This is a genomic window from Denitratisoma sp. DHT3, from assembly GCF_007833355.1.
GTDB lineage: Bacteria > Pseudomonadota > Gammaproteobacteria > Burkholderiales > Rhodocyclaceae > Denitratisoma.
This window is the reverse complement of the sequence record NZ_CP020914.1, coordinates 1,288,145-1,303,069: the sequence shown is the minus strand read 5'-3', so window position 1 is coordinate 1,303,069 and position 14,925 is coordinate 1,288,145. Positions and strand designations below refer to the sequence as shown.

Sequence of the window (14,925 nt, the reverse complement as noted above, 5' to 3'; positions counted from 1 at the left end):
CATTTCCATGAGCGGCACCTGGCCCAATCTTCAGTTCGACTATCGGGGCGCCCACGTCCTGGTGACCGGCGGCAGCAACGGCATCGGCGCCGGCATCGCCGCCGCCTACCGGGCGGCCGGCGCCGAGGTCGTCATCACCGGCACCCGGCCCCGCGCGGCCGATTACGAAGGCGATCTGTCCGCCTACCGCTACCTGCAACTGGAACTCACCGACGATGCGCAGATCCAGGCGGTGGCCGACGCCCTGCCGCGACTGGACATCCTGATCAACAACGCCGGCTGCAATTTCGCCGTACGGGGCGAGTCGATCCCCGAATGGTTCGACAAGTCGGTGCAGGCGAATCTGCTGTCGCCCTACCATCTGGCCCATGCCTGTCACGACAAGCTGGCCAGGAGCGCCCTGCCGGGCGGGGCCAGCGTCATCGGCATGGCCTCGATGACCTCGTATTTCGGCGTGGAATCGGTGCCCGGCTACGGCGCGGCCAAGGCCGGCATCGTGCAGATGACCAAGACCCTGGCGCTGGCCTGGGCCAGGGACGGCATCCGGGTGAATGCGGTGGCCCCCGGCTTCATCCGCAGCAACATGATGCAGCACTTCGAGGCCACGCCGGAGATGCGCGACCCGGTGCTGGCGCGCACCCCGCTGAAGCGCATGGGCGACCCGGCGGACATCGCCGGCGCGGTGCTGTTCCTGACCAGCGCCGCCGCGAGTTTCGTCACCGGCCAGACCCTGCCGGTGGACGGCGGCTATTCGGTGGTGGGCTGAATCATGGCGCAGGTGATGTCCTTCAACGCCCCCGTCCAGGAGCGCCTGACGCCGCGCAGCGCCGCCACCCGGGCCAAGCTGATCGCCGTGGCCGAGCGCCTGTTCGCCGAGCGCGGCGTCGACGGCGTGACCCTCAATGAAATCGGCAAGGCCGCGGGGCAGCGCAACGCGGCGGTATGCCAGTATCACTTCGGCAACAAGGAGGCCCTGCTGCAGGCCATCATCGACAAGCACGTGCCGGGCATCGCCGCCCGGCGCCATGCCCTGCTCGACCAGTTGGAGCAGGCGGGCCGCCTGGGGCTGCGCGACGTGGTCAAGGCGCTGATCTACCCGGTGGCGGAAAAACTGCTCGATGCCGACGGCGGCCGGGACTTCATCCGCATCAATGCCCAACTGGTCGCCACCCACACCCTGGCCTCCCAGCAGCTGGCCGCCTCGCCGTTCAAGGTGCCGCTCTCCGATCGTCTGACGCGGGTCATCGAGAATGCGATGGCCGAATACCCGCTGCCGCCTGCCGTGTTGAAACAGCGCACCATGCTGGCGGGGGTGCTGCTGTTCCATGGCCTGGCCGATCACTCGCGGATGCTCGATGCCGTGGAACATCCGGAGGCGGTGGTGGACACCGAACTCTTCGTGCACACCCTGGAGGACGCGACCGTGGCCATGCTGTCCGGACCGGTCTCGACTTGGTGAGCCCCTCCGATAACCGCTTCTCAAGACGATCATGAGCAACGAAATCCGCATCGACGACCTCGTCCGGCCCCGGCTCTCCCAGGCACAGCGCGAGGCGCTGGCCTGGGGCGAGAGCGTGCGGGTCGATTTCAGCGAAGAAAACATTTTGCGCGCGGCGATGGAGCGCACCGGCCTGTCCGATTTCGGCGCCGACGATTTCCGCGCGCGGCTCAAGGTGCTGCGCGAGGAATGGGACGGCGACCCCGAAATCACCGCCCTCTCGCGGATCACCCTGCACGGCTATCTGGCGCGTTATGCCAGCAACCGGCTGCTGATCCATGACACCCTGAAGCGGCATCCGGAAATCCTGCGGCAGAAGATCGAGCGTCCGGTCATCGTGCTGGGGCTGCCGCGCTCGGGCACCACCCACCTGGTCAATCTGCTGGCCGCCGACGACCGTTTTCATTCCCTGCCGCTGTGGGAGTCCTACGAACCCGTACCGCTGCCCGGCGAGGGCCCGCTGGCCGACGGCACCGATCCCCGCTACCAACGCTGCGCCGCGGCGTGGGCCAGGATGCAGGCCACCACGCCCTTCATCGCCGCGATGCATCCGATGGAACCGGACCACATCCACGAGGAACTGGAGCTGATGGGACCGGACTTCGCCTCCTACAATTTCGAGTGGCTGACCATGTCGCCGCGCTGGCGCGACCACTACTACGCCAGCGACCAGACGCCCCATTACGAATACATGAAGAACGTGCTCAAACTGCTCCAGTGGCGGCGCAGCCGGGCGGGGCAGTCCGGCGAACCCGAAAAGCGCTGGGTGCTGAAATGCCCGCAGCACCTGGAGCAGTTGCCGGTGCTGAAAAAGGTATTCCCCGACGCCACCGTGGTCATCACCCATCGCGACCCGGTGGCGGTGATCCAGTCCTCCGTCACCATGCAGGCCTACAGCCAGCGCATCAACCGCCGCCATGTCGCCACCGGTGCGCTGATCCGCTACTGGACCGACCGCATCGAGCATCTGCTGCGCGCCTGCGTGCGCGACCGGCACCTGTTCGCGCCCGAGCACAGCTTCGATTCCTTCTTCCATACCTTCATGGCCGACGAAATGGGCACCGTGGCGCAGGTGTATGCCACGGCCGGCCTGGAGCTGACGCCCGTCGCCCAGGCGCGGCTGGATCGCTATGTCGCCGACCATCCGCGCGGCAAGGAGGGCAAGGTGATCTACAACCTGAAGCGGGATTTCGGCGTGGCCCCGGATGAACTGCGGGAGCGTTTCCGTTTTTACTTCGACCGTTTTCCGGTGCGGGCCGAAGTGAAGTAAACACAATGACCGACCTCCCCTTGGCGTTCCCACGAGAGGAAAAGCGGTCCGCGGCGCCACCGCAACCCCTCGGCGCCACCACGAACACGAACCTCCCGAAGGGCGCGCGAGCCTTTAGCTATTCGTCCTGATCCGGCCTGGCGGAGACGAAGTGCGCAACATTTTCAGGGGACGTTCGATCTGCCCGGAAAACTTATGTATAATGCGCAGCTTCCAGACGCGGGGTGGAGCAGTCTGGCAGCTCGTCGGGCTCATAACCCGAAGGTCGCAGGTTCAAATCCTGCCCCCGCAACCAGATCCAGCGAAAAAGCCAAGAACTCAGCGGTTCTTGGCTTTTTCGCTTTAAGGGCCTTGGAATCGCTATGGTCCCAATTTGGCCAACGGCTGGCCTGCGAACGGTTTCCCGCCTTCCGGCGCCACGTGCCGGCCATGAAGACCTCTGCCCGATTTGGCCGTCTGTTCCATGCCTCGAAGCCATGGGATTCCCCTCCGCCAGCGGAGTCCGGAGTTAATCCGGGTTTTCGATAAAAACATATAAGAATCATGTTGCTATATCCGCGTGATTGGATCGCGGGCAATGGCGGGCATATCGAATAAGATGCGCTGGCAAAAAATTTTGTAATTGGCGATCGAGGACATGGCATGGCTTTTATGGGCAAGGTGGCGCTAGTCACGGGAGGGGCGAGTGGCATGGGGCGGGTGACGGCCCTCCGCTTGGCAAGGCAAGGGGCGCGGGTGGCGATCCTGGATTTGAATGACAAGGCGCTGGCGGAGACCGCGGCCGAATCGGAAAACATCCATGCATTTCACTGCGACGTGAGCGATCTGGAGCAAGTGCGCCGCGTGGTCGCCGACGTCGAACAGACCCTCGGCCCCGTTGACCGGCTGGTGCATTGCGCCGCCATCATGCCGGGGCAGTCGCTGCGCGACATGAGCGCCGAGACCATTGTCAAGATCATGACGGTCAATTATGGCGGCACGGTTAATCTGACCAAGACCCTGATGCCGCTGATGGAGGCGCGCGGCCACGGCGACATCGTCCTGTATGGGTCCATGGCCGGTGACGTCCTGACCCATAATCTCGGGGCCTATTGCGCCACCAAGTCGGCGACCAACACTTTCGCGGAGGTGCTGGTCCGCGAGAATCGCAACAGCCCGATTCGCTTCCTCCTGGTCTGTCCGCCGCTGGTGGATACGCCCTTGATTGACCAGGCGCTCGCTACGGGGCCGGAGAGCCTGAAGCAGGCCAAGAGTTCCCGGCGCATGGCCAGTCCGGAAATGGTGATCGACGCCGTCGAGGCCGCGCTCGAAAAAAGGCAGTGGGTGGTTCGTCCCGGAGAGGCGGCATTCATGGTGCGCATGCGCCGTTTCTTTCCCGGCCTGCTTTGGTGGATCATGGAAAAGGCCAACGGGCGGGGCAATCACTGAATAGGCGGTCTTCCTCATGGAGCACAACTTCGTTGCGGCGGAAGGCTCGTTGACGCCATGGCGCCGGAATCCGGAATCCATCCGTACCGGACTCATCGCGTGGTGCGCCGAGAAATTGAAGGGAGCCACGCTCGTCGCGCTTGACATTCCGCAGGGCGGAATGGCGAACGAGACCGCCTTGTTTTCCCTTGATCGGGGCCAGGGGGCGGAGCGTTTCGTGGCGCGCATGGCGCCGCTTCCGGCTTCCCCCTATCAAACATTCCCTGTCTATGATCTCGAACTCCAGCGCCGCTGCATCGACCTGCTGAGCCGCGAGACCGATGCGCCGGTCCCCCGCGTTCTTCAGGTCGAGCAGGACCCGGCGTGGGTGGGCTCCCCCTTCATGGTCATGTCGTTCATCGAAGGCCGCGCGCCACTGGACAATCCGCCCTACATATTTACCGGCTGGTTGCTGGAGGCCTCGGCCGCTGAGCGGCGGCACCTTCAGGAGCGGAGCGTCGAGATGCTGGCGCGCATCCATCGCATCACGGCCGACCGTCACGACCTCGGTTTTTTCAACCAGGAGCGTTGGGGCGCCTCGCCCCTCGAACAGGCGTTCGCCTATCAGCGCTGGCTCTATGACTGGGCGCGGGAGGGCGGTCGCTATCCGCTGGTCGAGCGCATGCTGGATGCCCTGGCGCGCACGCTTCCCGAGAATCGCGATGCGGTCCTGACCTGGGGGGATGCGCGCATTGGCAACATCCTTTACCGGGGTTTCGACCCCGTGGCGATCCTCGACTGGGAAATGGCCGGGGTCGGTCCGGCCGAAGTCGATGTCGGCTGGATGGTGTTCTTCCATCGCATGTTCCAGGACATGGCGGAGCGCTTCGGCTATCCAGGCCTGCCCGATTTCATGCGACCCGAGGACGTGGTGCGCGTCTATGAGCAGACTTCGGGGCGCACGCTCCAGGATCTCGGCTGGTACCAGCTCTTCGCCGCGGCACGCTTTTCCATCCTGAGCATCCGCACCGGACTGCGTTCGATCGCCTACGGCGAAGCCCAGCGCCCCGACGATCCCGACGACCTGCTCATATCGCGAAGCCTTTTCGAGCGGATGCTCGCGGATCACGAGCGCCAGGGCTGCGGCCAGGCGTAGATCGCCCCGTCCACGTCCACGCTGGTGGCGGCCATGCCGCCTCCGGTGCCTGGATGCCGGGTAAAAACTGCCCCACAGTGTGGGGCAGTGCAAGAAACCCGGAGTCGAATCGCGCCGAGGAGGGAGACTGGCTGCGAAGGGACGACCCCGGGCTGATCCGACTCAGTACTGGTAGATCACGTCCAGGCCGATGGTGCGGCGCGGACCCCAGTTGGACGCGAAGGAGATGGCGTTCATCGAGAGGAAGGACATGTATTTCTTGTCGGCCAGGTTCTTGCCCCACACAGCCACCGTCAGGTCGCCCTTGCCGCCGGGGCCCACCTTGATGTGGGACAGCGCGAGGCGTCCATTCCAGAGCGTATAGCCCGGCGAGGTCATGGATGTCGGGTCGAACGGTCCGCCGATCGTCTCGGCCACCTTGGACGAGGTGAACGGCGTGGACGATTTGTCCTGATGGGTCACGCTGAGATTGCCGCTCAACTGTCCGGGCAGTCCCATGGACGGGAACCGGTAGTCCAGGCTGGCGGAGTAGCTCAGCTTGGGAACGATCGAACGGGTTTCGTAGGCGTAATCGACGCCGGCGATTTCATAGCTGGTGTATTTGTGGTGCAACGTCGACGCATCGAATGAAACGCGCAGATTGTTGGTGAGCGCGGCCGTGATGTCGAGGTCGATCCCGTGATATTCCGATCCGCCGGCATTCTGCACCATCCAATTCGGTGCCATGCCCGGAGCGGTCGGCATCGGCACGGTTTTCTGCTCGTTGGTGAACTTGGTCTGGAACACGGCGACGTTGGTCCGCAGCCGCCTGTCCAGGAATTCGGCCTTCATCCCCAGTTCGATGCTCTTGACCTTCTCCGGCTCGAAACCCCTGGAAAAGTTGGCCTGGCCGTCCGCCATGGGATCGAAGCCCCCCGTCGTGTAGGCCCTGCTGTACTTCAGGTAACCCATCAGGTCCTGGGCGAAGAAGTAGTTGAAGGCCAGGCTGGGCGAGGTGTTCGAGAAGCTGTGGCTTCCGCTCATGTTGCGCGCGTCGATGATGGCTGGCAGGACATTGACGAGAACATTGTTGCCGACGAACGGAATGTCCATGATGCTGTAGAAGGGACCGATCTGGTTGTTCGCCGTCGCTTCGCGGTGGTCGCGGGTATAGCGAATGCCGGGAACGATCTCCAGCTTGTTGTCGAACATGTCGGGCCGCCAGGAAATCTGGCCGAAGACCGCCTTGGAGGTGTTCTTCACGGTGAAGTCGTTGCCCGAGGCAAGAATCAGATCGGTCCCGGAGTTGCTCACGTTGGGGACGTACCAGCTCGCGGTGATGCCGACGTTTTGTTTTCCCTTGTCCTCGGAAAAATAGAGTCCCGCGACGTATTTCAGGTTCTTGCTCGCTTCGCCGAGAAGCTGGAATTCCTGGGACCAGGCTTTTTGATCCGTTCGGCTCAGATTCACGCCACCGTTGAACGGCGTACTGGTGACGCCCGCCGGCGAGATGCCCGGAACGATGAGGATGTTCAGCGGGAACGACGCGGCGTAGTAGCCGATCGCATCCACCCCGGCGCCGCGTTGGACGTTTTCGGCCGCGTCCAGCTTGCGATAGCCGGTGATCGAGCGGAGGGTCATCGTCGGAGAGACGGTCCACTCCAGGTTCAGGGTATGGCTATCGGCCTTGATGTCGGTTTTCGGCAAGGCGTAGGGGGCATACAGAGCGGACTTGTAGCTGGTGCCGCATTCGGTGGCCGGATTCGCCACCGAGTAGTAGCTGAGTGCCGGCCACGGGTAGATGCACTGCAACTGCGTCGGCAGAGCCTTGGTGGTGGCGTTCTCGTAGCCGTAATCGACGGTCAGATTGTTGGTGGGCTTCCAGCGCAGGTCCAGGCGCCAGGTTTCGCTGTCGCGCTCGCCGAATTTGTAGCCGCCGGGCGCCGAGTTGCGAACGCCGGAGGGGTCGCGGTCCTGCGAGCTGTTCACATAGGCGATCTTGGCGGCGAAGGTGTCCGAGAAGGGCACGTTGACGACCGTCTTGGAAAAGAATTTCCCCCATTGCGCCCAGGTGAGCTGCTGGCGGAACATGAAGTCGTTGAGGTCGGGCTTGGCGGTCGTGATGTTGATTGCGCCGCCGGTTGCGTTCCGGCCGGCCATCACGCCCTGGGGGCCTTTCAGGATTTCGATGCGCTCGATGTCGGAGGCCGCCGTGTTGAGTCCGGTCAGGCTGGCGGCGGCAACGCCGTCGATCTGGACCACGAGCGGGGTGGGGACGGAGATCACCGCCTGGTTGGGCAGAATGCCCCGGATCGACGGATACATCGTGTCTTCCTGGCCCGGATAGCGGCGAATGACCATGCCGGGAACCATGTCCTTCATGTCGAGGAGGCTGACGACGGCATTTTTCTCCAGCATGGAGGCACTGACCACCTGGAGGGAAATGGGAACTTCCTGTAGATTCTCGGCCCGTTTCTGGGCGGTGACGATGACTTCCTCCAGCTGCGTCTTTTCGGCGCCTTGCGCCGTCGTCGCCGCGCCCGCCACCATGATGCCCGCCAGCGCCAGATACAGCGGCGTCCTGCGGGCCTTGCAAACGAGAGTATTTCCGGTCATATGCATCGAGCTTTCCTCCTTTGTTATGCGTTTTTGCAATCAACTCATTCGGCGCTGCAATTGCGAACCGTCGTCTGTCGGCGGTGTCGCAGAAAACCCGCGTGAAGACTAAGCCCAAGCGAATGCCCGAATCAAACCCCAAATGGCGCCGCAAACCCCGACAGGAGGGCGGATATTCGTGGCGCGGCAAAAATACGGATTTAATTCATTGATTTCTTTTACTAGTCGGCAGCGGTTCCAGCTTTCCCGGTTCGTATTCTTGATGCCGGTTTTGTGTTGGTAATCTGCAACATTGACCCTGAGAAACCCAAGCGGAGCAATCGATATGGCAATCGTGGAATTCTTGAACACCCCTGCCGGCGCCCGGAGACGCTTTTCCGTGAAAAGCCCGGCGGATTTCACGCCCCTCGGAGAATACGAATGCGCCGACGCGGACGACATCGCCCGCGCGCTGGCCAAGGCGCGGGCCGCGCAACGGAAATGGGCGGAGGTTCCCGTCGCCGAGCGGGCCAAGGCGATGCTGAAGGTCCGCGACCAGATACTGAAGGCCCAGGACGAGATCGTCGCGGTGGTGATCCGGGAAACGGGGAAATGCCTGGCCGAAGCCTTGGGCATGGAGGTCTATTCCACGCTGGACTCGATGAGCTATTACAGCCGCCGGGCGGAGAAGGTCATGAAGCCGCGGCGCGTGCCGCTGCATGGGCCGATGGCGCTGATGAAGAAAGTGACCCTGGTGCCCCGCCCCTTGGGCGTCATCGGCGTCATCACGCCCTGGAACGGTCCCTTCGTGCTGTCGATGGGCTATACCGTCCAGGCGTTGCTGGCGGGCAATGCCGTCCTGCTCAAGGGCTCCGAAGTCACGCCGGCGTCCACCCTGATGGTGGAAAAGGTGTTCCGCGACGGCGGCTTTCCCGACGGCCTGCTCCAGGTCGTCACCGGCGACGGGCTGACCGGCGCGGCCCTGGTGGAGTCCGGGGTCGACAAGATTTCCTTCACCGGCAGCACCGCCACGGGCCGCAAGATCGGGGAAATGTGCGGGCGCCTGCTGATTCCGTGCGCCCTGGAGCTGGGCGGCACGGACGCGATGATCGTCTGCGACGACGCCGACGTGGACCACGCCGCCGCCGGCGCCCTGATGGGGTCGTGCATGAACGCCGGCCAGGTCTGCATCGGCACCCAGCGGATCCTGGCCACGCCCGGCATCTACGACGCCCTGACCGAGCGCGTCGCCGCGCAATGCCGGACGCTGCGGCAAGGGGCGGCGTTCGGAGCGGAAGAGGACGTGGGACCGATCATCATGGACCGGCAGCTGACCATCGTCGAACGCCACGTCGAGGACGCCATCGCCAAGGGCGCCCGGCTCCTTGCCGGCGGTCGCCGCAATCCCAACCTGCCGGGGCTGTACTTCGAACCGACGGTGCTGGCCGACTGCACGGCCGACATGCTGGTCATGCGCGAGGAGACCTTCGGACCCGTCGTCGCGATCCGCAAGGTGGCGGACGAGGAGGAGGCGCTGGCCGTCGCCAACGACTCCCCCAACGGCCTGGCCGGCAACGTCTGGTCGCGGAACGAACGAAAGGCCTTCGATCTGGCCTGCCGCATGGAAACCGGCTCGGTCAGCGTGAACGACATGGCGCTCACCTACGGCTTGCAGGAGGCGCCCTTCGGCGGGCGCAAGGCCAGCGGCATCGGCCGCGGCAACGGCGCCGACGGCCTGCTGAACTACTGCCACATGATGCCGGTGGTCGCCAACCGCTTCGGCAACGCCAAACCGAGCGGCGCCTATCCCTACACGGCGAAGCACGTCGACGGTCTGCGCAAGGCCATCAAGTTTTTCTGGGGCTCCGCCCTCGGCCGCTACTTCCAGTAGTGCTCATCGCCCATCGCAGCCGATTCGTGTTTCCAACCTGGAGCAAACCATGGCATATGCATTGACAACGATTGCGCCGCTGGTCGGCGCGGTGGCGGCCGTCGCGCTTGGCGTATTCGGCTTTCTGCGGCCGCGCGTGATGGGGGAGCAGACCGGCCTGTCCCCTCAGGGCGGGCTGGGCGTCATGGAACTGCGGGCGCTTTTCGGCGGCCTCTGGCTGACCCTGGGCACGGCGGCCCTCGTCCTGCGGACGCCGGAAGCCTATCTCATGGCGGGCCTGGCGTTCGGCGGCATCACGCTGGGCAAGATCGTCGGCCTGATCATCGACAGGCCGCAAGGCCGGCAGGCCCTGGGGGGCACGGTGGTGGACGGCGTTTTTTCCCTGCTGCTGCTGTCGGGCTATTGCGCGGCCGGCGCCTGACCTTCGCGGGGGCCGGGCAAGGGTTGGGGGCCTGGTCCGCGGCGCCGAGTGGATTCAGCGCTCGGCCCGGTTCGGTGCGCGCAGCGTCGCCAGCCAGACGTTGGTCATGGTCCGGATCAATGACGCGCGATCGATTTTCCAGCGCCCGGCGCACCACTCCATGAAGGCGGTCTCGAGCTGAAGGATCAGCAGCAGCGCCCGCCGTTCGGCCTCGCCCGCCGACAGATGGCCCCACCGCTCGGGCGCGCCCATCAGGGCGGCGATGTTGCGCTTCTTGCGCAATTCGTTCTGCGAGATCAGATCGTCGTGCAGCGTGGCCATCAATACCTCGATGATGCGCAGGTGGCGGGTGAATCGGTCCAGCACCCAGTCCAGCCACTTGCCGATGCTGGCTTCGGACCAGTCGGGCAATTTGGCAAATTCTGCATAGCTGGTGGCACTGTTGTCCCAGACGTTGACTGCAAGCTCTCTGAGCACTGCGTGTTTACTGGCAAAATTTGCATAGAACGTGACCCGCGACAGACCGGAGGCCTGGACGATGTCCACCACCGTCGTGGCTTCGTAGCCCCGGTCGAGAAACAACGTTTCCGCCACGTCGAGCAGAAGCTGGTGCGTGAGTCGTCCCTTTTTTTTGTGCTGCGCCAACTTCGCTCCTCCGGATCGGGGCACGGGGTCGAATGCCATGCCCCGTGTCGCGGGGCGATTATCTTTACATTCCCACCAAAGTTGTAAATATATCCGATCGTCCTCACGGGGCGCCGCCGTTATTCCTACTTAAACTCGATCCGCTTCATCCGGGGTGGGGTGGTGGTGGGTGGTCTTGGCCGCTGGGCCTTCCCGGTTGATTGCGGCGTCCCCGCTTCCCGACAGAACCCAGACAGGAGGACTCCCTTGCACACTCAGAAATTGCGGCCGGCCGGCGCTCGCCTCGGCCGGCCGCCGAACCAGAAGAAGCTGCCCCGCCAGTCGAGGTCCAAATTCACGCTCGACGTCATCCTGGAGGCGGCCGAGCAGTTGCTGCGTGACGGCGGCGTCGCCGCCGTCACCACGCGGCGCGTGGCGCTGCGTGCCGGCGTGGGACTCAGCACGCTCTACGACTATTTTCCCAATCGCGACGCCATCATCATCCAGTTGGCCAACCGCCTCATGCAGCGGCGCCAGGAGGAGATGGCGCCCGAGTTGGTGGCGTCCCAGGAAAAGTCGATGCCGGAATTGTTCAAGGCGATCGCGGAGTATGCCGTCGCCAACGACCGGATCCTGCTGCAATTCGGGGATGGCTTCCATTCCCGCTATGCGCGCTTCTTCCATTGCGGCGCCTATGATCCGCAGGTCAACGGAGCGGCCAGCAAGGAGCGGCTCACGGGATTCGAAAGCGTCCTCCACTCGATGCTCGCCGATCATCCGGCGCAGGTCGGCGAGGCGGATGTCGAACTCGCGGCGTTCTTGCTGTCGCGGGTGATTCGCAACACCATCAACACCGTGGTCGAGGAACGGCCGGAACTGGTCCAGTCGCCATCGTTTACCGCCGTCATCGAGCGGATGATGCTGGCGATCGTCGACTGCACGTTGCCGGAGGCGGCGACCGACCGGTCTTGATCCAGCCCCGCCGCATGCCGCAAGGGGACGGAAGCGTCCCCGCGGCGCAGATGATTTCCGAGCGAGATTTCCGCAATGCCCAGCTCTTCCGGCCTTCCGCCGCCCCAGCCCAGAAAGATCCCCAGCCAGAAGCGCTCCCATGCGACGGTGGCGTACATCGTCGGTGCGGCCAGGAAAATCCTCCATGAAGAAGGCATCGCGGCGATCACCACGCGCCGGGTGGCCGATCGTTCCGGTGTCGGCGTGGGATCCCTCTATCAATACTTCCCCAATCGGGAAGCCATCATCGCCCGGCTGGTGGAGGAAGAAGTGCGCAACGAGTCCGCGGCGATGCAAGGATTCTTCAATGAGATTCGGGGCTTGCCGTTGCCGGACTTCCTCGCCGAGGCCAATGCCCGCCTGATCCAGAGCGAGCGGCGCATGCTGGCCTTGGGCGGCGATTTCTATCGCCGCTATGTGGAGCATTTCCAGGTGCTGCGGCATGTCGGCGACCCGTCCGCCGACGACCGGGGGCCGGACGTCGAAACTCCGGTGCTCGATACGCGGCACTCCCTGGAGAAGCGCGCCGCCGACGTGAAGGAAGCGGATCTGAATCTGGCCGCCTACCTGCTGGCGCGGGGCGTGCCGGCCATGCTGCGCCGCATGACGGCCGAGCAGCCCGAACTGCTTGATTCCCCGCGCCTGCCCCAGGTGATGATGCGGCTCCTCATGGCCATTGTCGATGGCAAGGACATGGGGCCGGGCGGCAACGAGGCGACCGACCCGCGACGCTGAATGGGGAGCCGATTTCGGCCGTCCAAGCAAACCACGGCGACACGCCGGGCACGGCGAAAATCCTCCTCGTCTTGGCAGAACCTCCGCGCTCCCTCGACAAAGCTTTTCCGCCGCGCCGCCGCAAGGAAAAGCGGCACGCGGCGAAGCCGCAACGCATCGATGCCCCCACGAAGCCCCCCCAAACACCCGAGCGCAGCGAGCCATATCGAACCCCCCGGCGGGGGGCGAAGGGGGTGAGTCCACGATACCGACAGAGCTTTTCCGCCGGGCCGCCCCAAGGAAAAGCGGCACGCGGCGGCAGCCGCAACCTATCGGTGCCCCCACAACGCTCCCCCAAACACCCGAGCGCAGCGAGCCATATCGAACCCCCCGGAGGGGGGCGAAGGGGGGGCGAGCCTTCTTTTCCCCATGAAAGTTGGGATAATCCCGGCATTACCCCAAGCAACGGCGGGCTGCCTGATCGCTTCAGGCAGCGCCGGCCCGGACACCCATGGAAATCCTGTTACTGATCGCCCTGATTTTTCTCAACGGCCTTTTCGCCATGTCGGAGATCGCGCTGGTGACCGCGCGCCGCGCACGGCTGATGAAGCGGGCCGAGGAGGGCGACAAGGGCGCGGAAGTGGCGATCCGGCTCGGCGAGCAGCCGACCCGTTTCCTGTCCACCATCCAGATCGGCATCACCTCGATCGGCATCCTGAACGGCATCGTCGGCGAGGCGGTGCTGGCCAAACCCCTGTCCCACTGGCTGCTGTCCCTGAACCTGGGGCTGGACCAGGAGGCTAGTGGTCTGGTCGCCACCGGCCTGGTGGTGGTGGTGATCACCTACATTTCCATCGTCATCGGCGAGCTGGTGCCCAAGCGCCTGGGGCAGTTCAATCCCGAGGACACCGCCCGGCTGGTGGCGCGGCCGATGCAGGCGCTGGCGACGGCCACGCGGCCTTTCGTGCGCCTGCTGTCGGTGTCCACCGACACCATCCTGCGCCTGCTGGGCAAGCATCAGCAGGACAACGCCGGCGTGACCGAGGAGGAAATCCACGCCATGCTGGAAGAAGGCTCCGAATCCGGCGTGATCGAGCAGGAGGAGCACCAGATGGTGCGCAACGTGTTCCGCCTGGACGAGCGGCAGATCACCTCCTTGATGATTCCCCGTGCCGACATCGTCTATCTGGACCTGGATCTGCCGCTGGAGGAAAACCTGAAGCGCATTTCGACGACCGAGCATTCCCGTTTTCCGGTCTGCCGCGGCGGCCTCGACGACGTGCTGGGGGTGATCAACGCCAAGCAGTTGCTGAATCAGACGCTGCGCGACGGCAAGGTCGATCTGGCCACCCGCCTGCATCCGGGGGTGTTCGTGCCGGAGTCGCTGACCGGCATGGATCTGCTGGCGCATTTCCGCGCGTCCGGCACCCAGCTGGTGCTGGTGATCGACGAATATGGCGAGGTCCAGGGCCTGGTGACGCTGCAGGATTTGCTGGAGGCGGTGACCGGCGAGTTCAAGCCGCGCAACCAGGAGGACTCCTGGGCCGTGCAGCGGGCCGACGGCTCCTGGCTGCTCGACGGTCTGATTCCGATCCCCGAATTCAAGGACCGGCTCGGCCTGAAGACGGTGCCGGACGAGGACAAGGGCCGCTATCACACCCTGAGCGGATTGATCATGTGGCTCCTGGGGCGGCTGCCGCAGACCGCCGACGTGGCGATCTGGGACAACTGGCGCCTGGAGGTGGTGGACCTGGACGGCAAGCGCATCGACAAAGTGCTGGCGAGCCGTATTTCGGAAGCCGCGCCCGAAGCCGACGCGGACACACGGCCCGGTTAGCGTGAAACAGCCAACTGAACCGATCAGCAGGGTGTCACGGACTCCAGGGTGAGCTGACAAGTCTGCCCCACATCCAGGACCCGCGCCGTACGGCCCGCGCCCAGCCAGAGGGAACAACATACCGCCAGACTGCTGATTTCCACGTCAGTGAACTGGCGGCGCAGCCTTTGCCAGAAATCATCATCGCCGGCCAGACCGAGGTGATCTTGGGTGAAACGCTCGGCATATTCGATGGCCAGTCTCTCCCGTGCGTTGAAGCCGGGCCAGCTGCGCCATTCCAGAATATGGGCGTAGAAATCCTGGTCGAGTCCGCATTCGGTGGCCCGTGCCTGGCGGGCATTGCGGCAGGTATGGCAGTCATTGGCGATGGCGATGCGCATACGGGCGGCCTCGAGGATGCGCAGGGGCAGTCCGCTGGCGGTGTAGACCGCCTGGCCCAGGACAGAGAGACCCTTTCCCAGGGCGGGATTCAACATGAGCCAGTCGTCGACGGTGTCTTCCACTTCGATTCTTGGCATCCGG

The 14,925-nt window shown here is 64.4% G+C and carries 13 protein-coding genes and 1 tRNA gene; 11 read left to right on the top strand and 3 right to left on the bottom strand.

Translation table 11 applies throughout. The features are described 5' to 3' along the window. Positions 1–7: 7 nt before the first annotated feature. The 6 genes from B9N43_RS05860 to B9N43_RS05835 all read left to right on the top strand — a co-directional run bounded on the left by B9N43_RS05860 (position 8) and on the right by B9N43_RS05835 (position 5,331). Positions 8–766, top strand: coding sequence for an SDR family NAD(P)-dependent oxidoreductase (locus tag B9N43_RS05860; protein WP_145841380.1), 759 nt, complete (start codon positions 8–10; stop codon positions 764–766). 3 nt (positions 767–769) lie between these two features. Next, positions 770–1,459: a TetR/AcrR family transcriptional regulator gene (locus B9N43_RS05855; RefSeq protein WP_145841379.1), complete on the top strand. Its 690-nt coding sequence runs from the start codon at positions 770–772 to the stop codon at positions 1,457–1,459. Positions 1,460–1,490: 31 nt separating this feature from the next. Next, positions 1,491–2,768 (top strand): sulfotransferase family protein, encoded by a 1,278-nt coding sequence (locus B9N43_RS05850; protein ID WP_145841378.1) that lies wholly within the window; start codon positions 1,491–1,493, stop codon positions 2,766–2,768. Between the two features lie 218 nt (positions 2,769–2,986). Continuing rightward, a tRNA-Met gene (locus tag B9N43_RS05845) sits at positions 2,987–3,063 on the top strand. 347 nt (positions 3,064–3,410) lie between these two features. After that, entirely contained in the window at positions 3,411–4,196 is a 786-nt protein-coding gene (locus B9N43_RS05840) for an SDR family NAD(P)-dependent oxidoreductase (protein ID WP_145841377.1), read from the top strand. A 16-nt stretch (positions 4,197–4,212) separates the two neighbouring features. After that, a complete protein-coding gene (locus tag B9N43_RS05835) occupies positions 4,213–5,331 on the top strand; it encodes a phosphotransferase family protein (protein WP_145841376.1) in 1,119 nt (372 codons plus the stop codon). A gap of 162 nt (positions 5,332–5,493) precedes the next feature. Here the strand turns inward: B9N43_RS05835 and B9N43_RS05830 are convergent, their stop codons facing one another. Then, complete coding sequence (locus B9N43_RS05830) at positions 5,494–7,932, bottom strand: TonB-dependent receptor (protein WP_145841375.1); 2,439 nt, start codon at positions 7,930–7,932, stop codon at positions 5,494–5,496. 373 nt (positions 7,933–8,305) lie between these two features. On the opposite strand from B9N43_RS05830, the gene B9N43_RS05825 reads away from it, so the two are divergent. Then, positions 8,306–9,796, top strand: coding sequence for an aldehyde dehydrogenase family protein (locus B9N43_RS05825; RefSeq protein WP_222428821.1), 1,491 nt, complete (start codon positions 8,306–8,308; stop codon positions 9,794–9,796). Positions 9,797–9,845: 49 nt separating this feature from the next. Beyond that, complete coding sequence (locus tag B9N43_RS05820; protein ID WP_145841373.1) at positions 9,846–10,217, top strand: hypothetical protein; 372 nt, start codon at positions 9,846–9,848, stop codon at positions 10,215–10,217. Positions 10,218–10,271: 54 nt separating this feature from the next. Here the strand turns inward: B9N43_RS05820 and B9N43_RS05815 are convergent, their stop codons facing one another. Next, on the bottom strand, positions 10,272–10,862 hold the full coding sequence (locus tag B9N43_RS05815) for a TetR/AcrR family transcriptional regulator (protein ID WP_186453995.1): 591 nt from the start codon (positions 10,860–10,862) through the stop codon (positions 10,272–10,274). Positions 10,863–11,108: 246 nt separating this feature from the next. On the opposite strand from B9N43_RS05815, the gene B9N43_RS05810 reads away from it, so the two are divergent. The 3 genes from B9N43_RS05810 to B9N43_RS05800 all read left to right on the top strand — a co-directional run bounded on the left by B9N43_RS05810 (position 11,109) and on the right by B9N43_RS05800 (position 14,403). After that, positions 11,109–11,813, top strand: a complete 705-nt coding sequence (locus B9N43_RS05810) for a TetR/AcrR family transcriptional regulator (RefSeq protein ID WP_186453994.1) — start codon at positions 11,109–11,111, stop codon at positions 11,811–11,813. A 75-nt stretch (positions 11,814–11,888) separates the two neighbouring features. Next, complete coding sequence (locus B9N43_RS05805; RefSeq protein WP_145841370.1) at positions 11,889–12,587, top strand: TetR/AcrR family transcriptional regulator; 699 nt, start codon at positions 11,889–11,891, stop codon at positions 12,585–12,587. A gap of 490 nt (positions 12,588–13,077) precedes the next feature. Then, positions 13,078–14,403, top strand: coding sequence for a hemolysin family protein (locus B9N43_RS05800; RefSeq protein ID WP_145841369.1), 1,326 nt, complete (start codon positions 13,078–13,080; stop codon positions 14,401–14,403). Between the two features lie 23 nt (positions 14,404–14,426). Here the strand turns inward: B9N43_RS05800 and B9N43_RS05795 are convergent, their stop codons facing one another. Beyond that, the gene (locus B9N43_RS05795) at positions 14,427–14,921 is read right to left on the bottom strand and encodes a carboxymuconolactone decarboxylase family protein (protein WP_145841368.1); all 495 of its coding nucleotides are present in this window, start codon (positions 14,919–14,921) and stop codon (positions 14,427–14,429) included. Positions 14,922–14,925: the final 4 nt, after the last annotated feature.

What these genes read in the sequence shown, in the direction of transcription:
- B9N43_RS05860 (WP_145841380.1), top strand. Translation starts at nt 8, where the DNA reads ATGAGCGGCACCTGGCCCAATCTTCAGTTCGACTATCGGGGCGCCCAC.
- B9N43_RS05840 (WP_145841377.1), top strand. Translation starts at nt 3,411, where the DNA reads ATGGCTTTTATGGGCAAGGTGGCGCTAGTCACGGGAGGGGCGAGTGGC.
- B9N43_RS05820 (WP_145841373.1), top strand. Translation starts at nt 9,846, where the DNA reads ATGGCATATGCATTGACAACGATTGCGCCGCTGGTCGGCGCGGTGGCG.
- B9N43_RS05795 (WP_145841368.1), bottom strand. Translation starts at nt 14,921, where the DNA reads ATGCCAAGAATCGAAGTGGAAGACACCGTCGACGACTGGCTCATGTTG.
- B9N43_RS05850 (WP_145841378.1), top strand. Translation starts at nt 1,491, where the DNA reads ATGAGCAACGAAATCCGCATCGACGACCTCGTCCGGCCCCGGCTCTCC.
- B9N43_RS05835 (WP_145841376.1), top strand. Translation starts at nt 4,213, where the DNA reads ATGGAGCACAACTTCGTTGCGGCGGAAGGCTCGTTGACGCCATGGCGC.
- B9N43_RS05830 (WP_145841375.1), bottom strand. Translation starts at nt 7,932, where the DNA reads ATGCATATGACCGGAAATACTCTCGTTTGCAAGGCCCGCAGGACGCCG.
- B9N43_RS05805 (WP_145841370.1), top strand. Translation starts at nt 11,889, where the DNA reads ATGCCCAGCTCTTCCGGCCTTCCGCCGCCCCAGCCCAGAAAGATCCCC.
- B9N43_RS05800 (WP_145841369.1), top strand. Translation starts at nt 13,078, where the DNA reads ATGGAAATCCTGTTACTGATCGCCCTGATTTTTCTCAACGGCCTTTTC.
- B9N43_RS05855 (WP_145841379.1), top strand. Translation starts at nt 770, where the DNA reads ATGGCGCAGGTGATGTCCTTCAACGCCCCCGTCCAGGAGCGCCTGACG.